Here is a 22,145-nt window from a genome sequence, read left to right as displayed (position 1 = left end):
GGGAAGCAGCAGCATGCCGCAAAGGTGCCCTTGCTGCCGTGCCTGACCGCTGGAGGCCAAGAACGTCGCGATCGGTCGTCAGTGGCTGGACAGCACGCAGAAACCGGTAAGAGCGTGTGCAGAATTTTGTGTAACCGTGGTTTGGGTTACCGCTGAGGAAGTCGCCCCTCGAACTGGATCGTAAAGCGGTTCAGCGCAGCCTTCCAGTCGCGGATCGGCAGCGTCCATTTCTTGGTGATGTTGCGCAGAGCCAGGTAGAACAGTTTCATCAAGGCTTCGTCGCTGGGGAACGCGCCGCGGTTCTTGGTCAGCTTGCGCAGGCTCATGTTGACCGACTCGATGGCGTTGGTCGTATAGATCACCTTGCGGATCTCCGGTGGGTAGTCGAAGAACGGGATCAGTCGTGACCAATTGCGCCGCCATGACTGGCTGATGGGCGGGTACTGGGCGTCCCACTTGGCCTCGAACTCGGTCAGTGCCTGCTCGGCCTCCTCGACGGTGGCGCAGGCGTAAATGCGCTTGAGATCGGCGGCAACCTCGGCGCGGCGTTTCCACGAGACGTAGTTCAGGCTGTGCCGCACCATGTGCACGATGCACAGCTGCACGGTGGTCTGCGGGAACACCGCCTCGATCGCCTCGGGAAACCCCTTCAGGCCATCGACGCAGGCAATGAAGATGTCCTGCACCCCGCGGTTGCGTAGCTCCGTCACGACTTGCAGCCAAAACTTGGCACCCTCGGCCTGCGCCAGCCATAGGCCCAGCACTTCCTTCTCGCCGCCCATGGTGATGCCGATGGCCAGGTACACCGCCTTGACCCGCACCGCGCCCTCGCGCACTTTGACGTGGATGCAGTCCAGATAGACGATCGGATAGACCGGATCCAGTGGCCGCGCCTGCCACGCCTTGACCTCCTCGACGACCGCATCGGTGACTGAGGAAATCAGACTCGGCGACACCTCGGTGCCGTACATCTCCTCCAGGTGCGACTGGATCTCGCGCACGGTCATGCCGCGCGCGTACAACGACAAGATCTTGTCATCGAAGCCGGCCCAGCGGGTCTGGTGCTTGGGGATCAGCTGTGGCGCGAAGCTGCCGTGGCGATCACGCGGAATCTCGATCGGCAGCTCGCCGAACTCGCCCTTGAGCGTCTTGCGGCTGCGTCCGTTGCGCGTGTTGCCGGCCGCGTTGGCGACCGGCTCATGCTTGTCATGACCGAGGTGTTCGGTCATCTCCGCGTCCAGCGCCCGCTCCACCAACCGCTTGGTCAGCTGCTTGAGCAGGCCGTTCTCGCCGATCAGATCCTCGGGTTTGGTGTAGTTGACCAACAGGCTGCTAAGCAGCTCGTCGGGTACCTCATGTGTGCGTGGGCTCATGGTGTCTCCGGGTTAGGTGGCAGTCTCCTGCCTGTGGCCCGGTTACACAAAATCTAGGACACGCCCACCGGTAAGCGCGAAGGGTATTCACCGCAGCATGCGACGGCCGCGCCCGCCTGGCGGCGAGCGCTGTGGTTTGTCGTGCCGCTCTTATTGCGGCAGCACTTCCAGCGTGGCGACATAGCCCAGGCGACGTTGCTTGGCCTGCGGCAGCGAGGTCTTTGTGTCTTCGCTGGTGGTTTCCAGCCAGTACATTCCGGCTTCCGGCCAGGTCACGCTGAAGCCACCCTTGGCATCGGTCTTGAGCTTGATCTCGTTTTGCGCATTGCGGTACCGGGTGCCACCGCGCACGATGTCGATCTCCAGCCCGGCGGCCGGTTTGCCGTCCAGCTGCAGGGTGAATTGCGCCGCTTCGCCAGCGACCAGATCGTTGGGGTGCGTTACCGGAATCAGCTCGATGCCCTTGCCGCTGGGCTTGAACACGATGGTCGTCGGTGCACCGCGGGTGACGAAGGTTTCCACGCGGTTGAGCGATTGCGAGACCTGCAATTCCTTGGCGTTTTTCGGGACTTCGGTGGCGAAGCTGGCTTCGTTGCCGCGCCAGCGTTTAGGTTTGCCGTCTTCCTTCCAGCTGGCGAACAGGCCTGCGTTGACGATGGCGAGCTTGTAGGTGCCGGGCTGGGTGAGCTGCAGGTCGAACACGCTGCGGTATTTGCCGGTCGCCGGGTTTTCCGGCGTGAGCGCACTGCCATCGGGGGCGGTGATGCTCAGGTTATCCAGTCGCAGCGGCAAGTGGTTGAAGTAGAACAGATCGTTGGACACTGCGGCATCCACGGTGATCCATGGCGTATCGCCAGCGACGACGGTCTGCGACGGCAACAACCAGGCCTTGTGGGCGAGTGCGCTGACCGGCAGTGCGGCAAGCAGGACGACCAGGACGAGCGAGCGTTTCATGACGACTCCTTGAAAGACGATGACGACGATGGGACGCATGTGGGATCAGCGCGAGACTGCAACGCTGTCCGGGTGCGTGGAAAGCGCCAGGTGTGAAGCGACACGCGTTGCCGCCATGCGCGAGGTATGCACTGTGGAAAAATCGACATGCTGGAGAGCACGGCGAACGCCAACGCGGTGTTCAGGGCTTTGCCACCAGGCTGATTGCACCGAGCTCGCTGCTACCGCTGGCTTTGGCTGTTTGCGCGGACGTCGCCGGCCAGGTGAAAGGCAGCTTGACCAGCTCGCGGCCGCCAACTTCGCGGGCGGCTTCCACCACCAGCGTGTATTGCCCCGCCGGCAGCGACTTCAATGCGCCCTTGGTGTCGGAGAACGACAGCGCATGCGCGCCGGCCGGCCGGGTGGGGCCGGTGACGCCATCGACCGGCACGCTCAGGGTGCGGCCGCTCTTGCGCCACCACTGGCGCAGATCCGGCAGCCATTTGGTGCCGTGGCCTTCGGCGGTGTCCCTGGATTGATACCAGACCGCCAGATTGGCGGCGACCTTCTGATCTGCGCCTTCCAGCCAGATCGCGACATACGGGCGGTGGTATTCGGCGACGGTGAGCTTGGGAATTTCGACATTGATGTCGAGCGTGGCCGCATATGCGGGCATGGCGAGCAGGCCGCTCAAGGCGATGGTCAACGTGACGCGCATGATCGTCTCCGGTAGAAAGGTTCAGTGAATCAACAGCAGGGCAAGCAGCAGCGGAATCAGCAGGCCCAGGCCGACCAGCGGCCAGGTCATGCGCCGCTGCCGTGCATGCAGGTGTAGAAGGAACAGGCCGGTGATGCAGAACACCAGGCAGGCGATGGCGAACGCGTCGATGAACCAGCCCCAGGCCGGCCCGGCATTGCGGCCTTTGTGCAGATCGTTGAGATAGGCCACCCAGCCACGCGAGGTGCGATCGTATTCGATTGCACCGGTCGTGCGATTCAGGCTCAGCCACGCGTCGCCGCCTGGGCGGGGCAGTGCGACATACACCTCGTCGGCCGACCATTCGCCGGTGCGCGCGCCGATGCCGATGTCGAGCTGGCGTCCCAACCATTGCGCCACACGCGGCGGCAACGGTGCATTGCCTTCCTGCCGGTTGCCCAGCGTGTGCAGCAGTGCAGGCGGCAGCGTCAGCGAGCGTTGCTCGGTCGATGGGCTGGCTTCGATGCGTGCGGCGTGGTTCAGGGTCAGTCCGGTGACCGTAAACAGCAGCATGCCGATCAGGCACAGCGCCGAGCTGATCCAGTGCCACTGATGCAGCATGCGCAGCCAGAAACCGCGACGTTGCTGTGCGCTGGCGAGGTAAGCGTGGTCTGAGGTCGACATGCTGCGCTCAGGCCACCTCTTCGGAAACGCAGGGCTGCAGTTGCCGCTGCCGTGCAGCCACCTCGTGCAGCAAGGCGCGCAGGCGCGGATGGCGCGCGCCGGCCAGCAGTGGTGCGAGCTGTTGCAGAAAGCCGGCGTGGCCACCTGCGATGGCGCGGCGCATCCATGTCTCGGCCTGATCCAGCTCGCCGCTGTCGGCAAGCAGGGTGGCGTAGCCGGCCTGGCCGCGGAAATCGCCCGCTTCGGCAGAGCGGCGGTACCACACGCATGCGGCCAGAGGGTCTGCAGCGCAGGCCAGGCCCTGGTCGAGATAGCGCGCCAGGAAGTTCATCGACTTGGCATGCCCGGCTTCGGCCGCGCGGCGGTACAGCGCCAATGCCTGCGCGTGGTCCTGCGCCACGCCGCGCCCGGAGGCGTACATGTGCGCCAGGTTGTACATGCCCCACGCCAGGCCATGGTCGGCGGCGCGGCGATACCACAGCACGGCCAGCACCTCGTTGATGGCCGTGCCGAACCCGAGCTCATGGCAGCGGCCAAGCTGGTTCATCGCCTCCGCACACCCCGCATTGGCGGCCACTTCGTACCACAGCATCGCGGCAGCCGGATCTGCGGCAATGCCGCGTCCTTCGGCATACATCTGTGCGAGCAGCAGCTGTGCGCCTACGTCATGGTTCGCAGCGGCGTTGTGCAAGAGCGCACGCGCCTGTTCCGGCTGCGCGCGCAGCAATGCGCTCAGCTGCGCGATGTCCAGCGCCGGCTCAGACATCGGCCCATTGCCGCAACAGGTTGTGGTACACGCCGGTGAGCTGGATCAATGAGGGATGCCCGGGCGTGTCCTGGGTGAGGCGGCGGATCGAGACATCCAGTTCGAACAACAGGCGGCGCTGCGCAGCGTCGCGCAGCATGCTTTGTGTCCAGAAGAAACACGCCACACGCGCGCCACGCGTGACCGGCATGACCCTGTGCAGACTCGTGCCCGGATAGATCACCAGGTGCCCGGCCGGCAGCTTGACCGACTGCGTGCCGTAGGTGTCCTCGATGACCAGCTCGCCACCGTCGTAGCTGTCCGGGTCGCTGAGAAACAGCGTGGCGGAGACATCGGTGCGCACCGCTTCGGCACCGCCGCGACTGCGGTCGTAGCGCACCGCGTTGTCCACGTGATAGCCGAACGACTGCCCGCCGCTGTAGCGATTGAACAGCGGCGGGTAGATCCTGCGCGGCAACACTGCCGAGAAGAACGTGCTGCTGCGCGCCAGCGCCTCCAGCACCAGCGCGCCGGCCTCGCGTGCGACGGCGCTGTCTTCGGGCAACTGTGCGTTGTCCTTGACCTGTGCCGATTGGGGGCCGGCGGTGATGCGGCCGTCTGCCCAGTCGGCCACGTCCAGCTGCGCGCGCAACTGGCCGAGCTGCGCGTGGCTGAGCACATCGGGGATGGGCAACAACATGCGGTGGTCTCCACGCCGCCCGCGCTGCGCGGACGGCATGCCTGAGGGTTAGAAGCTGAAGGTGGCGTTCAACACTGCCGAACGGCCATCACCCGGCAATGCCCAACCGCTGCCCGCCGTGACGGTTCCTGCGGCGTTGACAGTGAGGTTGTTGCGGATGCTGGTGTAGTACTCCTTGTCGAACAGGTTGTTGACGTTCAATTGCAGGCTGAGCCACTCGTTGACGCGCAGACCGACCATGGCGCGGTGCACCCAATAGGCGTCGGTCTTGCGATACACCGCGGTCGAGGTGTTGTTCGGGTAGAAGCTGCCCTGATAGTTGACGCCGTACCCGAAGGTCCACTGGTTGAGCTGGTAGGTGGTCCAGAGGTTGCCGGCATTACGCGGGGTCTGCACCAGCTCGCGCCCGGCGATGGGGTCGCCTGTGAGGCTGGCGGTGCGATTGGACACGCTCTGCAGCACTTCGCTGTCCAGGAAAGTGTAGTTGGCGAAGATGGACCAGCGCTCGGTCAGGTAGCCGGCCGCGCCCAGCGCAATGCCGTCCACGCGCGCCTTGCCGTCCAGCACCTGCTCGGGGACCAGCGGATCGCCGCTGTTGACCTTGTAGTTCTCGCGTTCGTTGCGGAACACTGCGGCGGTCAGCGCCAGGCGCTCGTCCAACGCATCCCACTTGCCGCCCAGTTCGATATTGACCGCGGTTTCCGGTTCGACATTGCAGTTGGCACCCACCGTGGAGGTGGCAATCGGCGTGCACGAGCCGTTGACCGAGGCCTTGGAGGGCGTCTTCGCATTTGCATAGGACAGATACAGGCTGGCGTTGTCGACCGGCTTGAATACCAGTCCGGCGCGATACGAAAACAGGTCGTCCTTGCTGCCGGCCGGGAAGCCTGCGGCCACGCCGGTGACGCCGCCGGTGGCGTTGACGGTATAGGTGGTGGTGTCGCCTTCGTTGTGCTCGTAGCGGCCGCCCAGGTTGAGCATCCACTGCTCGTTGAACTGCAAGGTGTCGAACAGGTACACCGCCTGGTTGGTCAGGCTGCCCTTGCTGCGGCCGGTGCGGAAATAGTTCTGCGGTCCGGTCCAGATGTTGTACGGGTTGTCGAACGACTGCAGCGGGTAGGTGATGCCGGTGGTGGAGCCGTCGGCATTGCGGAACAGCGAACCGCTATCCAGTTCGAAATCTTCCTTGCTGAAGGCGACACCGGCGACGAGGCGATGTTCGATGGCGCCGGTGTGCAATGTGGCGGTCAGGTCGGTCTGGCTGTGCGCGATGAAGTTTTCGGTGTCGCGCACCAGTCCGCGTGGCCCGCTGTTGGGGTTCCAGGTCGACGGCGGCTGGCCTACGCAGGCACGGCCGGTGTAGGCGTTGGTGTTGTCGGGCAGGCACCAGGTGCCCTCGGGCGCAGTGGCGATGGTGCGCTGATCCACACGCTGCAAGCGCGCCAGGCTGCGCAGTTTGACGTTGTCGTCGAAGTCCATTTCCAGCACGCCGGTGAGCATGTCCACGTCGATGTCCTGGCGCGACACATTGCGATAGCCGTAATAGGTTTCGCGGTCCACGCCCGGCAACGGGCCATCGTTGAACGGGCTGAGCGCGAACGGCACGCCGTACTGCGGCAGGTTGTTGTCGTGCTGGTGCAGGTAGCTCAGCGTAAAGCGCGTGTCCGAACCCAGGCCGAACGCCACCGACGGCGCAAAACCCCAACGGTGACGGAATTCTTCGTCGCGGCCCGGCACGTCCTGGGTGTGGCCCATCGCATTCAAGCGCACGGCAATGCCGTTTTCGAAATCGTAGTTGCTGTCGGCAGTGAGGCGGCCGTAACGGTCGCTGCCGCCGCCGATCATGACGTTGGTGAAGTCGCCCTGGCCGGCAGTCTTGGTGACCAGGTTGATGTTGCCACCGACCGAGCCTGCGCCGGACATGGCCGAGTTGGCACCGTTGATGAGCTCGACGGATTCGAGGTTGAAGGTGTCGCTGCGGCTGTACTGTGCGCTGTCGCGCACGCCGTCGGTGGTGATGTCGCTGCTGGCGGTGAAGCCGCGCAAATTGATGCTGTCGCCATAGCCGCCGCCGCCTTCGCCCGCGCCGAAGGTGATCCCGGGCAGGGTGCTGAGCACATCGCGCAGCGACAGCAGATTCTGCTGGTCCATGGTCTGCTTGGTGACCACGGTAATGGTCTGCGGCGTGTCGCGCAGCGCTTCTGTGTACTTGGGCGAAGACGGCTTTTGCGCACGTTCCTGCTGCACCCGGATCGCATCCAGATCCACCGCCCCTGGAGGCGCCGCCACATCGTCGGGCTGGGCGAAAGCGGGGGCGGACAGCGTCAGCAACACGGCCGAAGCGAGCGGGGAAATGCGAGGCGTCATGGAAGGTCTCAAAGAGGAGTCGAGGCTCCCACCTGGCGATGGCTCGGCGGATGCGGGATGGAATGCGTGGACGTTGCGCCGGCTAACCCGAAGCGCTGCGCCGACAGTCGCCCGAACCAGGCAAGCTGAAGCGCTGCGCGAGGGCGCGCAGGCGGAGCGAACGAGCGGGGCGGGTGTCGAGCAGGGCTGGTTGCATGGGATCGCAGACAGGCCAGTTGTTAAGAAGGCCTTAAGGATGTGATCTTAAATGCAAATCATTCTTCTTTGCAATATTTGTGAGGCGATGGCAGGCGCTGTCACGTGGCGCCGTCGGGCGGAACGGCCTGCGCATCGCATCGCATCGCGTCAGTCAGCGGTCGTCGCGGGTCCAGATGCCGTCGTGTTCGCGCTTGACCGGGAACTTGGGCACGGCCGTGTAGGCAGGTGCGCACAAAGGGCGGCCGTCGCGAATATCGAAGCGCGCGCCATGTAGTTGGCATTCGATGGTGCCGGCAACCGGATCGAAGCTGCCGGGCGACAGCTCGTAGTCTTCGTGGCTGCAGCGGTCTTCCAGCGCATACAAGGCGCCATCGAGGTTGAACACCACGATCGGCGTGTCGGTGACCTCGTCCCAGACGGTCTGCATTTCACCGGGCAGCAGCGCATCGCTGGCACAGACGAAGGTCCAGGTGTCGCTCACGGGGTTGGCCCGCTCAACTGCTTTTCCAGCACCTCAAAACGCAGATCCTGGCGCAGCGGAATGCCGAAGCGCTCGTCGCCATACGGGAAGGGTTTGACGATGCCGGTGCGGCGATACCCGCGGCGTTCGTAGAAGGCGATGAGTTCATCGCGCACATCGATGACGCTCATGCGCATCACCGGCACCTGCCATTGGCGATGTGCAAGGCGCTCGGCTTCGGCCAACAGCGTCTTGCCGAGCCCGCTGCCCTGCAACGAAGGATCCACCGCAAACATCCCGAAGTACCCGGCGCCGTGGTCGTCGGCGATATGCGCACAGGCCACCGGACGCCCATCCTGTTCGACCACCAGCACCAGGCTGCGTTCGCGCAGGATATCGTCGCGCAGCACGGCCGGATCGATACGCGCACCCTCGAGAATATCGGCCTCGGTGGTCCAGCCCACGCGGCTGCTGTCGCCGCGATAGGCCGAGGTCACCAGCAGGACAAGGGCGTCGATGTCAGCGACGGTGGCGGTGCGGAAAGTGGTGGTCTGCATGGAGGCAGTTTAATCGGGAATGGGGAATGGGGATTCGGAATGTGGGAGTCGTTGGAGCTTGGCCGGTTTCATTATCTATGCACGCCGGTTAGCTAGGTGCGCGCATGATCCGTTGAGCAAGCCCTCGCCCCTCGGGAGAGGGTACGAAGCGAAGCGCTCGCGCAGTCGAGCAACGCCGGGTGTCGCACGTACCCTCATCCGCCCCTTCGGGGCACCTTCTCCCCCATAAAGGAGGACAATGTCCCGGCGGGAGAAGGAACTGCAACGGCGCAGAGAACTGAGGGGTCTACTCCTTACCCGAGCAGCGTCCGCACCTTCTTCAGCGCAGCAACAAACCGTTCGATCTCGTCGTGGGTGTTGTAGAACGCCAGCGACGCGCGGCAGGTGGCGGCGACACCGAAGTACTGTAGCAGCGGATGCGCACAGTGCTGGCCCGAGCGCACCGCGACGCCTTCCAGGTCGAGCAGGGTGGCCAGGTCGTGCGAATGCGCACCTTCGATCAGGAACGACACCACCGCGGCCTTGTCGGGCGTGGTGCCGAAGATGCGCAGACCATCGATGCGTTGCAGCTCTTCGGTGAAATGGGCGAGCAGCTCGGCTTCGCGTGCTTCCACGTGCGCCAGCCCGAGCGATCCCAGGTAATCGACTGCCGCGCCCAGGCCGACGAAACCGGCGATGTTGGGCGTGCCGGCTTCGAACTTGTGCGGCGCATCGTTGAAGACGGTGTTCTCGAAGCTGACTTCCTTGATCATCTCGCCGCCGCCCAGAAACGGCGGCATCGCCTGCAGGTGCTCGCGACGTGCCCACAGTGCGCCGGTACCGGTAGGGCCGCACATCTTGTGCCCGGTGATGGCGTAGAAATCGCAGCCGATGCTGGCCACGTCGATGCGCCGATGCGGTGCCGCCTGCGAGCCGTCCACCAGGGTGACGATGCCGCGCTTGCGCGCTTCGCGGCAGATCTCGCGTACCGGGTTGACCGTGCCCAGCACGTTGGACACGTGGGTGATCGCCAGCAGTTTGACGTCCGGGGTCATCGCCTTGCGCAAGGCATCCAGATCCAGCGCGCCGTCGGGCGTGATTTCGGCCACGCGAATGGTGGCGCCGGTACGCTGGGCCACCAACTGCCACGGCACGATGTTGGCATGGTGCTCCATGCGCGAAATCAGGATCACATCGCCGGCGCCTAGCCGCGGCAATGCCCACGAATACGCCACCAGATTGATCGCGAAGGTGGTGCCGCTGCACAGCACCAGCTCATCGGCGCGGACGTTGAGAAAACGCGCCAGTTTGTTGCGCGCGCCCTCGAACGCGTCGGTCGCCTCGCTGCCGAGCGCATGCACGGCACGGCTTACGTTGGCGTTCTGGCGCCGGTAGAACTCGTCGGTGGCGGCAATCACCTGCAGCGCCTTCTGCCCCGTGTTCGCGTTGTCGAAATAGATCAGCGGCTTGCCATGCACCTGCCGCATCAGCAGCGGGAAATCCAGGCGCACGCGGTCCCAGTCGGGCGTTGCGCTGGGCGGAACGGCGGACACGTTCATGCCACGCCCGCCGAATTCAATGCACGGTCCAGTTGCAGCGCCAGTACGGCGCTCAAGGCGGCCGGCAGCACGCGCAAGGGTTCGTGACAGAACGCGGCACTCAGCAGGCGCTGCGCCTGTTCCTGCGGCAAGCCGCGCGAGCGCAGGTAGAACAAGGCGTTGTCGTCGAGCTGGCCCACCGTGGCACCATGCGCGGCCTGTACTTCGTCGGCATCGATCACCAGCACCGGCTGGGTGTCGATTTCGGCGTTGGACGACAGCAGCAGATTCTTGTTGGACAACCGTGCATCGGTGCCGTCGGCACCTGTGCGGATGCGGATGCCCCCATGGAACACCACGCGGCTGCGGTCTGCGCCCACGCCGCGCCATACCAGTTCGCAGGCGGTGTCGCGCGCGATGTGCTCGATGCCCAGGCGCGTGTCCACATGCCGGCGGCCGTTGCCGAGCAGCACGCCATTGGCGGTCAGCCGGGCGTTGTTGCCTTCCAGGCGCACGTTGAGCTCGTGCCGCGACAGGCCGGCACCCAGCTCCAGGTCCACACGCTGGTAGCGCGCCTCGCCCGCCAGCACCGCGTCGGTGCGCAGCAGCGACGTCGCATGTGCGCTGCCGGCCTGCACGCGCGCGTGCGACAACGCCGCGCCCTGTGCCAGATGCACATGCATCACGCTGTTGTCCAGATGCGCCGCATCGCCGACATGCAGGTGATGCTCGACGACCTGCAATGCGGCGCCGGCACGCAATTCGATCAGGTGGCGGTGATGCCACGACAGATCCTGTTCGCCGGCCACGCCGACGAACACCAACTGCAGCGGCAGTGCGATCTGCGCGCCGGCATGCACGCGCACCAGCACGCCTTCGTCGGCAAGCGCGGCATTCAGGCGCGCAAAGACTTCATCGCTGCCGTCGAAACGGCGGCCCAGCAACTGCTGCGCCTCGTCGCTCGCAGCCAGCGATGCAGACAGGGTGTCCAGCTGCACGCCTTCCGGCAACGTGGACAGATCGCTGAGCGCTTCGGACGGGCGGCCGTTGACGAAGACCAGGCGCGGCGACGGGATGTCGTCCAGCGCGGCCGCATCCACCAGCGTCGGCACCAACGGGGCAGGCTGGAAGCTGCGCCGTTCCAGCTGCCGCAACGAGGTGTATTTCCAGGCCTCGGCACGCGGGCCGGGCAGGCCGGTCTGCAGGGCGGCATCGAGCTCGGCGCGGCGTGCGTCACCACCGCAGAAACCGCGCGCCAGGGAATCGAGCAGGGCGCTCATCAGGCGGCAACCTCAGGCACCACGCGGTCCTTCAGGAAGTGGTAGCCATGCTTTTCCAGCTCCAGCGCCAGTTCCGGGCCGCCGCTCTGCACGATGCGGCCCTCGGCCAGCACATGCACCACGTCCGGTTTGATGTAGTCGAGCAGGCGCTGATAGTGGGTGATGACCAGGAACGAACGCTCGGGCGAACGCAACGCGTTGACGCCGTCGGCCACGCTCTTGAGCGCATCGATGTCCAGGCCGGAATCGGTCTCGTCCAGGATGGCGAGCTTGGGCTCGAGCACCGCCAGCTGGAAGATCTCGTTACGCTTCTTTTCGCCGCCGGAGAAGCCTTCGTTGACGCCGCGATGCAGCAGCTCGTCCTTCAGGTGCAGCACGGCCAGCTTCTGCCGCACCAGCTTGAGGAACTGCATCGAATCCAGCTCGTCTTCGCCGCGCGCCTTGCGCTGCGCATTGAGCGCGGCGCGCAGGAAATAGGTGTTGTTGACGCCGGGGATTTCCATCGGGTACTGGAAGGCCAGGAACAGGCCGGCTGCGGCGCGTTCTTCCGGCGGCAGGTCGAGAAGATCCTTGCCGTCGAACTGCACGCTGCCTGCGCTGACCTCATAGCCATCGCGACCGGCCAGTACATTGCCCAGCGTGGATTTACCCGCGCCGTTGGGGCCCATGATGGCGTGCACCTGGCCGGGCTGGATGTCCAGCGACAGGCCCTTGAGGATGTCTTTGCCGGCGATGCTGGCGTGGAGGTTGGTGATCTTGAGCATGGGATTGGGGATTCGAAATTTGGGATTGGTAAACGCGAGTCAGCCGGTCGGCATCGGTGTGGGGTTCTGCGAATCCCCAATCCCCAATGCCGAATCTCTAAGGCAGCGTCAGCCGACGCTGCCTTCCAGCGAGACTTCCAGCAGCTTCTTGGCTTCCACCGCGAACTCCATCGGCAGTTCGCGGAACACCTGCTTGCAGAAGCCGTCGACGATCAACGACACCGCGTCTTCCTGGCTGATGCCACGCGCGCGGCAATAGAAGAGTTGGTCGTCGCTGATCTTGGAGGTGGTGGCCTCGTGTTCGACGGTGGCGCCCGGGTTCTTCACCTCGATATAGGGAAAGGTGTGGGCGCCGCATTGCTTGCCGATCAACAGCGAATCGCACTGCGTGTAGTTGCGTGCACCGTCGGCATTGCGGTCCACCTTGACCTGGCCGCGATAGGTGTTCTGACCACGTCCAGCACTGATGCCCTTGCTGACGATCTTGCTCTTGGTGCGCTTGCCGATGTGGATCATCTTGGTGCCGGTGTCGGCCTGCTGACGGTGGTGGGTCAGCGCGACCGAATGGAATTCGCCCACCGAATCGTCGCCAATCAGCACGCAGGACGGATACTTCCAGGTGATCGCCGAGCCGGTTTCGACCTGGGTCCAGGTCACCTTGCTGCGCGCGCCACGGCATTCGGCACGCTTGGTAACGAAGTTGTAGATGCCGCCACGGCCTTCCTCGTCGCCCGGGTACCAGTTCTGCACGGTCGAGTACTTGATTTCTGCATCTTCCAGCGTCACCAGCTCGACCACCGCCGCGTGCAGCTGGTTCTCGTCGCGCATCGGCGCCGTGCAGCCTTCCAGATACGAGACGTAGGCCTTGTCTTCGCACACGATCAGGGTGCGCTCGAACTGGCCGGTATGGCCGGCGTTGATGCGGAAGTAAGTGCTCAATTCCATCGGGCAACGCACGCCCTTGGGGATGAACACGAAACTGCCATCGGAGAACACGGCCGAGTTGAGCGCGGCAAAGTAGTTGTCGCCCACCGGTACCACGCTGCCCAGGTACTGCCTGACGATCTCCGGGTGCTCCTTGATGGCCTCGGACATCGAACAGAAGATCACGCCCTTTTCGGCCAGCTCCTTGCGGAATGTGGTGCCGACCGAGACCGAATCGAATACCGCATCCACGGCGACCCCGGCCAGCTTGGCGCGCTCGTGCAGCGGCACACCCAGCTTGTCGTAGGTGTCCAGCAATTCCTTGGGCACCTCGTCCAACGAGGCGTATTTCGGGCCCTTGGGTGCGGAGTAATAGCTCAGCGCCTGGAAGTCGATCGGCGCGATCTGCAATTTCGCCCACTCCGGCATCGGCATCTTCAGCCAGTGGCGATAGGCCTCAAGACGCCAGTCGGTCATCCATTGCGGCTCGTCCTTCTTGGCCGACAACGCACGGATGATGTCTTCGTCCAGGCCGGGCGGGAGTGAGTCCGATTCGATCTCGGTGATGAAGCCGGCGTCGTAACGTCGACCCAGCCGTTCGAGGATCTGCGCATTCTGCGGAGGAGCAAGTTCGGTGGCCATTGGGCTGCCTACAGGTCAGGTGGTCGCGACGCGTGCGGCGATGGAACGCCGACGGGTGTCGCCAGGGAGAGAGAGGGGCTGCAACATCTGCGCGAGCGTGACGCGACGCAAGGCATCGCCGACCACGTCGTTGATCAGGCGCCAGTTCGATCGCACGCCGCAGCGCTGCGCAATACCGCACTGGCTGTGGTCCTGGCTGCATTCGGTGATCGCCAACGGACCTTCCATCGCTTCGACGATCTCCACCAGGGTGATGTCGCTGGCGGCGCGCGCGAGCCGGTAACCGCCGTGCACGCCGCGCAGGCCTTCAACCAGGCCTGCCTGCGACAATGGCTTGAGAATCTTGCTGACAGTCGGTGCTTCCAGGCCAGCCTGTTCGGCCAATTCGCTTGCGCTGAGCACCTGATCGCAGCGTGCCGCCAGGACGGTCAGCACCACGGTGGCGTAATCGGTGAGTTTGGTGACGCGCAGCATGGGGAAGGCGGAATTCTAAAGCGGACCGAAATTGTACTCTTTCCAGCAGGGCGGGGCCAACGGCGTGGTTCAGCCGCCGGCAAGCGTGGCCCGTTGCGGCGCATGCTGCGCTTGTGCTTGGCGCATTGGCGCGCTGCGGTCACAATGAGCGGCCCCATCACTGGACCCCTACATGTCGCGCAAAGTTGCCGCCCGCAAGTCTCGTATCCACGGCAATGGCATGTTCGCCCTCGCCCCGCTCCGCAAGGGCGAGCGCATCATTCAATACAAGGGGCGGCTGCGCACGCATGCCGAGGTGGATGCCGACGACACGGGCGATGTGGAGAGCGGACATACCTTTTTATTCACGCTCAGCGACGACTACGTGCTGGACGCCAATTACGAAGGCAATGTCGCGCGCTGGATCAACCATAGCTGCGATCCCAATTGCGAGGCGGTGATCGAAGAAGCCGAGGGCGACGACCGCCGCAAGGACAAGATCTTCATCGAGGCCAAGCGCGACATCAAACCCGGCGAAGAGCTCACCTACAACTACGGCATCACCCTCGCCGAGCGTCATACGCCGCGCCTGAAGAAGATTTGGGAATGCCGGTGCGGCTCGAAGAATTGCACCGGAACGATGTTGCAACCCAAGCGCTGAGCACGTGGAGCGTGGCGCGCACTGACGCCACGCACACATCGGTTCACAACTGCGCAACGGCGTAATTCCTAGGGTTTGGGCTTCTTTTCGAGGAGCCCCTCATGTCTTATTCGCTCTCTGGCAAGACCGTCGCCGTGCTGGCTACCGATGGCTTCGAGCAATCCGAACTGACCGAACCCAAGCGCCTGCTGGAAAGCTGGGGCGCCAAGGTCGAGGTGATCGCGCCCGGAGATGGCGCGCAGATTCGCGGCTGGAATCACACGGACTGGGGCGATTCGGTAACGGTCGATCGGCAGCTTGCTCAGGCAACGGCCCAATCCTACGACGCATTGGTGTTGCCTGGCGGTGTGCTCAATCCCGACACGCTGCGGACCGACGAACAGGCAATCGCGTTCATTCGTGCGTTTTCGACCGCGCAAAAACCGGTGGCAGCGATCTGCCATGGACCGTGGTTGTTGCTCGAAAGCGATTTGGTCCGCGACCGCAAGGTCACCTCATGGCCGTCGGTCAGGACGGACCTGATCAACGCCGGTGCGCGCTGGCAGGATGCCGAAGTGGTGGTCGATGGCCAATTGATCACCAGCCGCAAGCCGGACGACATTCCTGCGTTCGCCGCAGCCGTGGCCAAGGCCCTGGCTGCATAGGTTCCTCACGGGCCCGTATCAGCTTGAGACAAGAAAGACCCGGCGCGGATGCGTCGGGTCTTCCAGTGTGGAGCATTGCACGGATAGCGTCACCGACGCGAATACCAAGCAGGCCTACTTCCCGGACAGCGCTGCCGCGGGCACCAGCTGCTCGATGTTCTGGTTGAAGTTGACCGCAACCCGCCCGTTCTGGATGCCGACCGATTCCACCTGCACCGCACCCATCATCGACGCAATGGCCGGATCGATCCGGTAGATCGGCTCCTTGCGCGCGTAGTCGGCCAGCCAGGTATTGAGCAGCTGCCGCGTGCTGTGGTCGAGCTTTGCGCCGGCGTAAGCGGGGCGGAAGTCGTCGATGCTGGGTTGGTCGAGATAAAAGCCCTGCTTGGCCACGTCATAGCGCAGTGCGCTAGTCAAGGTCACGTTGCCGACCGGTGCGGGAGCGCCGCCTGCGGTCGCTACGGCGAGATCGAACGCCATCTTCAGCCGATTGCCTGGCGGCAACGACAGCGCCGGGTTGCTGACCGTCATGGCGATCAGCCCGCCCAGCGTGTCGTGTGTCTGCGGGAAGCGGCCACCCAGATACTGCTGCAGGTCGCTGGCCTGCACGCTGATCTGTTTTCCCTGGATCTGCGGCGCAGCCCAGGCGCCGGTGATGGGCATTGCCAAGGCGAGGGCGAGCATGGATCCGGCAAGCGAACGCAGTTTCATCGAGTGACTCCGGCAACAGGTGACATCACCTTAGTCGGCGCCGGTGAACCACGGGTTAGCGCAATACCGGCTGCAGCGTGGCCGAATAGATTTCCCAGCCATCGCTGCCGGCCCGAGGTTGCAGCCGGTATGCGCCGACCAGGCGTTGGGTGCCGGTGGTGGTGCGTACCGTCAATTGCACCGGCACTTCGATACGCTGTGGTGGCTGCGCCTGATCCAGTGCAAAGGGCGGGTCGTTGTTGATGCGCATTGACTGGATATTGGCGATGGCACGCAAGGCCGCATCGTCCGGCACCGGGGGAGGGCGACCGCCGGTCCATAAGGCATCGGCCTGCGCGCGCGCCGCTCCCGGCAATGCGCCGAGGTAGCGTTGAACGGTGGCGCTTGCTTGCGCGTAGTTGGCCAGCGTCATGGGATCGGTGGGATCAGGTGCAGGGTTAGGTGATGCGGCGGTGGTGTCGGCAGCGGCGTCATCGCGCGGGCGCGGTGCGCTCGCAACGTGCGTCGCCGACGCGTCATTTGCCTGCGGATCGCCAGTGCGATGACAGCTGCAACCGGAAAGTGCGGCTGCGACAACGAGCATTCCCATCAAGCGCATGGCGCCCCGAGGTGCGCAGTGTAGCGGGTACGTGCGGCGATGCGTCTTCAGGCGCCGGTGGCGGGGTGCACGCGCTGCAGGCGTTCCAGCAGCAGCTGCAGTTTGGGACGCAATGCGTCCAGCGCATCGCTGGGCTGGGCGCGTGGGCGGGCCGCCAGGTCTTCCAGCAACTGCGAGCCTACGGTCAATGCCGCGCATTCGTCGCTGCTCAGGTCGCGGCGCAGGTGCAGTTCTTCCAGTAGCCGCATCCAATCGGCGCGCGAACGTTGTTCGAATTCGATGGTGCAGCGGTCGTCACAAGGGCGGCCGTCGTTTTCGATCGGCGTGACCGTGATGCGATAGCGTTTGCGGGACATATGGGTCGCGTCGTTCTGGGCTGTGCTCACCATAGGCGTAGGACGCAATCGTCTCGATAGGGCGGCCCATGACGCAGTGTTCCAACGTGCTCAGTTTGCTGGCCGAGCGGCAGGTTTGCGCAGGAGTGGCAGCGGATCGTACGCACCGTTGCGTCCATAGACACCATAGTGCAGGTGCGGCGGCGTGCCGCGCGCATTGCCGGTGGTGCCGACCTTGCCGAGCAGGGTGCCGGGCTCGACCACATCGCCTACTGCTAGGCCGGCAGCCCAATCGTCAAGATGCGCGTAGTAATGCCGTTCCATCGCCGGACCCAGCAGCCAGACCTGCTTTCCGCCCAGGCCCTGGTCGCGGATGGCGCTGACCACGCCGCGCGTCGCGGCCACCACAGGCGTACCGCGTGGCGCGAAGATATCCACGCCCGCATGCGTGCGGTCGCGGCCGCGGGGTGCGCCAAAGGTGTCGGCAATCTGTCGCGCACGCACGCCTTCCACCGGCACATGCAACTGCGCAGGCGGCGGCATTTGCGACAGCTCCCAACTGGTACGGAGCTCATGGGCGATTGGCAGCTGCCAGGCCCAACGCGCGGCCACCGCCAGCACGCACAACAGCGCAATGGAGACAACAATGCTGCGCAGCCGACGCGCGGGGCTAGGTGTGGACGCTCGGCGTGGCGACGATGGCAGGGTGTTCGACGGACCGCTCACGGGCACCTGCAGATGGCGAATCAGCATGCAGGGTAGGGCAGTGCCGATGAGCGGTATGTGCTGCACTCTGCGGAGCGAGCGCAAAAAAAGACGGCCCGCAGGCCGTCTTCGTGATACAGGATGCGTGCTCGATTAGAGCGCCGCGTCCTTCAACTTCTTCAGTGGACGTGACTTGAGCTTGGTGGTCGCAGGCTTGGCGGCGAAGATCTGCTCTTCCTTGGTGAACGGGTTGATGCCCTTGCGCTTCGGCTTGGCCGGCACGTGCACGGTGGTCAGCTTGAGCATGCCCGGGATGGTGAAGCTGCCGACGCCCTTCTTGCTCAGCGAGGCGTGTGCGGTGGCTTCCAGCGACGCCAGCACGGAGCGGACGTCCTTCGGAGCCAACTGGGTGCTTTCGGCAATGTGCGCGACCAGGCCGGTCTTGCTCAGTGCTTCCTTGATCGGCTTGGGCGCAGCGGACTTGGCAGCAGCGGCCTTGGCCGGCTTTGCGGTCTTGGTCGCGGCGACCTTTTTCACTGCCTTCTTGGGGGCAGCCTTCTTAGCGGCGGTTTTTGCCATGAGTGATGTGTTCCGTATTCGTTGGTGGTGTTGGGTCTGCCGACCCAGTCGGCAACGCGAAATGTAGGGCAACTGCTGCGCGCCGCCAATAGGCAAACGATGAAACAGCACGAAAAAAGCATCTTTCGACGGGGATTCGTTCACCAGCGGCAGAAAAAGCGGACAAAACGCATCGGCTTGCCCGTGCCATGCGCACGTTCGCTGCAGGTCTGACGCACAGCAGCAGATCGTTTGCGCGAGCAAAGGCCGCAACGCGCATCCGTGAGGACGATGCAGCCAGCCGATAAGGCCAGCCTTGTTGGAGGATGCACGTAACGGGGCCCACGCGCCGACGAGATGGCTGCCATCGATTGCACACCTGGACGCGCGTTGCAGGTCCGGCAAATGGAGCGGTTTTTGGGCGCGACGCAGCCCTCGGTGCCGTATCGCCCTGCATCCACCTTCCGGCGATCCAGGCGCTGGCGCGGCGCTTTGCGCAGATGTTCGAATCGTTTTCGTCTTGCCGTGCGCGCCGCGCGAAGGTGCCGCGCGACATGCAGACGCCGCCGCGTTTCAATCAGTCATTGGCAGCGGACAAACTGCGGCCGCGTTCGGTCGCTGCGGCAATGGCCTGGGCGGTGAGGGCTTCAAAGCCGCCGGCCCGGAACGTCTCGATGGCGGCGTGGGTCGTGCCGTTGGGCGAGGTCACGCGGCGACGCAGGGCCTCCGGTGGTTCGCCCGATTCGGTGAGCATGCGTGCGGCGCCGAGCAGCGTTTGCAGCACCAGGGTGCGCGCGGTTGCGGCGGGCAGGCCGTGTGCTTGCGCGGCAGCTTCCATCGCTTCTGCCAACAGGAAGACATAGGCCGGTCCGCTGCCGGAAACCGCGGTCACCGCATCCATCTGCGCTTCGTCGTCGATCCAGACGGTGACGCCGGCGCTACCCAGCAGTTGGGTGGCCTGTTGCCGTTGCGCCGCGGACACGCGCGCGTTGGCGTACAGCCCGGTGACACCGGCGCCGAGCAGGGCGGGTGTGTTGGGCATCGCACGAACCACCGCGATGTCGCCGCCCGACCAGCGCTGCAGCTGCGTGGCGGTGATGCCGGCCGCGATGGAAACCAGCAGCGGTTGTTGTGCCTGCGCAAGGTCGGCCAGTTGCGCGCACACCATTGGCAAGACCTGCGGCTTGACCGCCAAGACCCAGGTCGTGGCCGCATCGACAGCGGCGCGCGCATCCTCGACGACCTGCACGCCGAAGTCGCGCGCCAAGGCGTTGCGCAGATCGGCCACCGGCTCGGCCACGCGGATGCTGGCAGCCGGCGTGCCTTGCCGGATCAGCCCGGCAATCAGGCTGCGCGCCATATTGCCGCCGCCGACGAAGGCGATGGACGTCGCAGCGGAAGACGAGGACGAAGACGAAGCAGGTGTGTTCATTGCGGCACCTTGATAAGACGAATCGATGTAGGAGGCGATGCGATCAGGCAGAGGCGGCCGGCGCCTGATCGCGCGCACCGAACAACGCCGTACCCACCCGCACCATGGTGGCGCCGGCCGCGATCGCTTCGGCGAAATCCGCGCTCATGCCCATCGACAAGGTGTCCACCTGCCGATAACGGACTTGCAGCTGCTGGAACAGCGACTGCATGCGCATGAACGCGGCCTGGCGTCGTGCCTGATCGGGGAACGGGGCAGGGATCGCCATCAGTCCGCGTAGCTGCAGACGCGGTTGCAGGGCGATCGCGTCGGCCAGGCTGTCGATCGCTTCGGGTGCGCAGCCATGCTTGCTGTCCTCGTCGTCGATGTTGACCTGGATCAACACATTCAACGGCGCGCGGTCGTCCGGGCGGTGGCGCGCCAGCAGTGGAATCAATTTGGCGCGATCCACCGTCTGTACCCAATCGAAGCACTGGCTCGCCAGTTCGGCCTTGTTGGATTGCAGGTGGCCGATCAAATGCCATTCCAAACCCAACGCACGCAACTGGGCAATCTTGGCATCGGCTTCCTGCACGTAGTTTTCGCCGAAGGCGCGCTGGCCCTGCGCGGCCAGGGCGGCGACGGCGTCAGCCGGCTTGGTCTTGGAGACTGCCAGCAGCCGCACGTCGGCCCGCGCGTGTGCGGCCGCTGCGGCGTGGATGGCATCGAGAATCTGCTGCAGCGACGAAGCCGGCACGTGGCATTCCGGAGAAAGGCGGGAGCGCTATAGTGCCGCCCGCGGACGCTTCCATCCAGTTGGGGGCTGCCGCGCGCCTGTATCGAGGCGCCGGCGCTGCGCGTATTTAGAGGAGTGTTTGAAAGCAAGGTGGGCGACCGTCCCCACGTCCGGCCGGGGCCCGGCGCGACACGCACTGACGGCAGCGCGACCGGCGACGCTCGGGCCAGCGCTGCGCTCGGCCAGCATTCGTTGATGCCACCGCGCACCAGCCGTTCGGCCTTGGGCAGTTCCGCAGCCGGGCGAAAGGCAAAGGTTTCAGTCAGGCGCGTCGCGGCCGACCTGAACCGGCGACGGGGCTGCTTCCCGCCGGCAGCCAGAACGCTATACTGCCGGCCGGGGAGTACCTTCCAATCGCAGCCTAGGGGAAAAGCAGCGCATGGATATCGCTGAACTATTGGCGTTTTCTGTCAAGAACAAGGCATCGGACCTGCACCTGTCTGCAGGGCTGCCGCCGATGATCCGTGTCGATGGCGATGTCCGTCGCATCAATATTCCGGCGCTGGACCATAAGCAGGTGCACGCGCTGGTGTACGACATCATGTCGGACAAGCAGCGGCGCGATTACGAGGAATTCCTCGAGGTCGACTTTTCGTTCGAGATTCCGTCGCTGGCGCGTTTTCGCGTCAACGCGTTCAACCAGAACCGCGGTGCCGGTGCGGTGTTCCGTACCATTCCCTCCGAAGTGTTGACGCTGGAAGACCTGGGCTGCCCGCCGATCTTCCGCCAGCTGATCGACCAGCCGCAGGGCCTGATCCTGGTGACCGGCCCGACCGGTTCGGGCAAGTCGACCACGCTGGCCGGCATGATCGACTACATCAACAAGAATGAGTACGGGCATATCCTCACCGTCGAGGACCCGATCGAATTCGTCCACACCTCGCAGAAGTGCCTGATCAACCAGCGCGAGGTGCACCGCGACACCCACGGTTTCAACGAGGCGCTGCGCGAAGACCCGGACATCATCCTGGTCGGCGAATTGCGCGACCTGGAAACCATCCGCCTGGCGCTCACCGCGGCGGAAACCGGCCACCTGGTGTTCGGCACCCTGCACACCAGCTCGGCGGCCAAGACCATCGACCGCATCATCGACGTGTTCCCGGCCGGCGAAAAGCCGATGGTGCGCTCGATGCTGTCCGAATCGCTGCGCGCAGTGATTTCGCAGGCGCTGTTGAAGAAGGTCGGCGGCGGCCGTACGGCGGCGTGGGAAATCATGGTCGGCACCCCGGCCATCCGCAACCTGATCCGCGAGGACAAGGTGGCGCAGATGTATTCCTCGATCCAGACCGGCCAGCAATACGGCATGCAGACGCTGGACCAGCATCTGCAGGACCTGGTCAAGCGCAGCCTGATCACGCGCAACCAGGCCCGCGAGTACGCCAAGGACAAGCGGATATTCGAGTGATTCGGGAATAGGGAATCGGGAATGGGG

General features: G+C 64.6%; 24 protein-coding genes. 3 read left to right on the top strand and 21 right to left on the bottom strand.

Annotated elements, in window-relative coordinates:
* Positions 1–146: 146 nt before the first annotated feature.
* From ACCQ00_RS14600 to ACCQ00_RS14535, 14 genes are all read right to left on the bottom strand, one after another.
* On the bottom strand, positions 147–1,373 hold the full coding sequence (locus ACCQ00_RS14600) for an IS256-like element ISXax1 family transposase (RefSeq protein ID WP_011345585.1): 1,227 nt from the start codon (positions 1,371–1,373) through the stop codon (positions 147–149).
* 150 nt (positions 1,374–1,523) lie between these two features.
* Positions 1,524–2,327, bottom strand: a complete 804-nt coding sequence (locus tag ACCQ00_RS14595) for a DUF4198 domain-containing protein (RefSeq protein ID WP_039573782.1) — start codon at positions 2,325–2,327, stop codon at positions 1,524–1,526.
* 181 nt (positions 2,328–2,508) lie between these two features.
* Complete coding sequence (locus tag ACCQ00_RS14590) at positions 2,509–3,024, bottom strand: DUF2271 domain-containing protein (protein ID WP_039573786.1); 516 nt, start codon at positions 3,022–3,024, stop codon at positions 2,509–2,511.
* Positions 3,025–3,045: 21 nt separating this feature from the next.
* The gene (locus ACCQ00_RS14585) at positions 3,046–3,687 is read right to left on the bottom strand and encodes a PepSY-associated TM helix domain-containing protein (RefSeq protein WP_039573789.1); all 642 of its coding nucleotides are present in this window, start codon (positions 3,685–3,687) and stop codon (positions 3,046–3,048) included.
* A 7-nt stretch (positions 3,688–3,694) separates the two neighbouring features.
* The gene (locus tag ACCQ00_RS14580; protein ID WP_039573793.1) at positions 3,695–4,453 is read right to left on the bottom strand and encodes a tetratricopeptide repeat protein; all 759 of its coding nucleotides are present in this window, start codon (positions 4,451–4,453) and stop codon (positions 3,695–3,697) included.
* Positions 4,446–5,132 (bottom strand): Fe2+-dependent dioxygenase, encoded by a 687-nt coding sequence (locus tag ACCQ00_RS14575; RefSeq protein WP_017157686.1) that lies wholly within the window; start codon positions 5,130–5,132, stop codon positions 4,446–4,448. The genes ACCQ00_RS14580 and ACCQ00_RS14575 overlap by 8 nt, the downstream gene beginning before the upstream one ends.
* Before the next feature lie 48 nt (positions 5,133–5,180).
* Positions 5,181–7,499, bottom strand: coding sequence for a TonB-dependent receptor (locus tag ACCQ00_RS14570; RefSeq protein ID WP_039573797.1), 2,319 nt, complete (start codon positions 7,497–7,499; stop codon positions 5,181–5,183).
* A 349-nt stretch (positions 7,500–7,848) separates the two neighbouring features.
* Positions 7,849–8,178, bottom strand: a complete 330-nt coding sequence (locus tag ACCQ00_RS14565) for a non-heme iron oxygenase ferredoxin subunit (protein WP_039573800.1) — start codon at positions 8,176–8,178, stop codon at positions 7,849–7,851.
* A complete protein-coding gene (locus ACCQ00_RS14560) occupies positions 8,175–8,714 on the bottom strand; it encodes a GNAT family N-acetyltransferase (protein WP_039573804.1) in 540 nt (179 codons plus the stop codon). The genes ACCQ00_RS14565 and ACCQ00_RS14560 overlap by 4 nt, the downstream gene beginning before the upstream one ends.
* Before the next feature lie 293 nt (positions 8,715–9,007).
* Positions 9,008–10,252 (bottom strand): cysteine desulfurase, encoded by a 1,245-nt coding sequence (locus tag ACCQ00_RS14555; protein ID WP_039573807.1) that lies wholly within the window; start codon positions 10,250–10,252, stop codon positions 9,008–9,010.
* Positions 10,249–11,511, bottom strand: a complete 1,263-nt coding sequence (sufD, locus tag ACCQ00_RS14550; RefSeq protein WP_039573809.1) for a Fe-S cluster assembly protein SufD — start codon at positions 11,509–11,511, stop codon at positions 10,249–10,251. The genes ACCQ00_RS14555 and sufD overlap by 4 nt, the downstream gene beginning before the upstream one ends.
* Entirely contained in the window at positions 11,511–12,275 is a 765-nt protein-coding gene (sufC, locus tag ACCQ00_RS14545) for a Fe-S cluster assembly ATPase SufC (RefSeq protein ID WP_039573811.1), read from the bottom strand. The genes sufD and sufC overlap by 1 nt, the downstream gene beginning before the upstream one ends.
* 108 nt (positions 12,276–12,383) lie before the next feature.
* Positions 12,384–13,841: a Fe-S cluster assembly protein SufB gene (gene sufB / locus ACCQ00_RS14540; protein ID WP_017157679.1), complete on the bottom strand. Its 1,458-nt coding sequence runs from the start codon at positions 13,839–13,841 to the stop codon at positions 12,384–12,386.
* A gap of 15 nt (positions 13,842–13,856) precedes the next feature.
* A complete protein-coding gene (locus ACCQ00_RS14535; protein WP_003487759.1) occupies positions 13,857–14,315 on the bottom strand; it encodes an SUF system Fe-S cluster assembly regulator in 459 nt (152 codons plus the stop codon).
* Positions 14,316–14,487: 172 nt separating this feature from the next.
* Between ACCQ00_RS14535 and ACCQ00_RS14530 the strand changes: the two genes are divergently transcribed.
* Both ACCQ00_RS14530 and ACCQ00_RS14525 read left to right on the top strand, forming a co-directional pair.
* Positions 14,488–14,955, top strand: a complete 468-nt coding sequence (locus ACCQ00_RS14530) for an SET domain-containing protein (protein ID WP_003487757.1) — start codon at positions 14,488–14,490, stop codon at positions 14,953–14,955.
* Positions 14,956–15,056: 101 nt separating this feature from the next.
* A complete protein-coding gene (locus tag ACCQ00_RS14525) occupies positions 15,057–15,599 on the top strand; it encodes a type 1 glutamine amidotransferase domain-containing protein (protein ID WP_039573814.1) in 543 nt (180 codons plus the stop codon).
* 114 nt (positions 15,600–15,713) lie between these two features.
* Here the strand turns inward: ACCQ00_RS14525 and ACCQ00_RS14520 are convergent, their stop codons facing one another.
* The 7 genes from ACCQ00_RS14520 to ACCQ00_RS14490 form a co-directional block, all read right to left on the bottom strand.
* Positions 15,714–16,310, bottom strand: coding sequence for a YceB family lipoprotein (locus tag ACCQ00_RS14520; protein ID WP_372353967.1), 597 nt, complete (start codon positions 16,308–16,310; stop codon positions 15,714–15,716).
* A gap of 55 nt (positions 16,311–16,365) precedes the next feature.
* Positions 16,366–16,908 (bottom strand): hypothetical protein, encoded by a 543-nt coding sequence (locus ACCQ00_RS14515; RefSeq protein ID WP_039573820.1) that lies wholly within the window; start codon positions 16,906–16,908, stop codon positions 16,366–16,368.
* Between the two features lie 47 nt (positions 16,909–16,955).
* Positions 16,956–17,297 carry a DUF3861 family protein gene (locus tag ACCQ00_RS14510; RefSeq protein WP_003489901.1) on the bottom strand — a complete coding sequence of 114 codons (342 nt, stop codon included), beginning with the start codon at positions 17,295–17,297 and terminating at the stop codon, positions 16,956–16,958.
* A 57-nt stretch (positions 17,298–17,354) separates the two neighbouring features.
* Positions 17,355–17,996, bottom strand: coding sequence for a M23 family metallopeptidase (locus ACCQ00_RS14505; RefSeq protein WP_017157674.1), 642 nt, complete (start codon positions 17,994–17,996; stop codon positions 17,355–17,357).
* A gap of 105 nt (positions 17,997–18,101) precedes the next feature.
* On the bottom strand, positions 18,102–18,527 hold the full coding sequence (locus ACCQ00_RS14500; RefSeq protein ID WP_017159922.1) for an HU family DNA-binding protein: 426 nt from the start codon (positions 18,525–18,527) through the stop codon (positions 18,102–18,104).
* A 556-nt stretch (positions 18,528–19,083) separates the two neighbouring features.
* On the bottom strand, positions 19,084–19,938 hold the full coding sequence (gene proC / locus ACCQ00_RS14495; protein WP_039573824.1) for a pyrroline-5-carboxylate reductase: 855 nt from the start codon (positions 19,936–19,938) through the stop codon (positions 19,084–19,086).
* A gap of 43 nt (positions 19,939–19,981) precedes the next feature.
* Positions 19,982–20,674 carry a YggS family pyridoxal phosphate-dependent enzyme gene (locus tag ACCQ00_RS14490; protein ID WP_039573827.1) on the bottom strand — a complete coding sequence of 231 codons (693 nt, stop codon included), beginning with the start codon at positions 20,672–20,674 and terminating at the stop codon, positions 19,982–19,984.
* A gap of 418 nt (positions 20,675–21,092) precedes the next feature.
* Between ACCQ00_RS14490 and ACCQ00_RS14485 the strand changes: the two genes are divergently transcribed.
* Complete coding sequence (locus ACCQ00_RS14485) at positions 21,093–22,118, top strand: type IV pilus twitching motility protein PilT (RefSeq protein WP_167763933.1); 1,026 nt, start codon at positions 21,093–21,095, stop codon at positions 22,116–22,118.
* The last annotated feature ends 27 nt before the right edge of the window (positions 22,119–22,145 follow it).

Origin of the sequence: Xanthomonas sp. NCPPB 3761 (genome assembly GCF_041475705.2) — a bacterium.
In the GTDB taxonomy this organism is placed as follows: domain Bacteria; phylum Pseudomonadota; class Gammaproteobacteria; order Xanthomonadales; family Xanthomonadaceae; genus Xanthomonas; species Xanthomonas phaseoli.
This window is presented reverse-complemented; position numbering and strand designations above follow the sequence as displayed.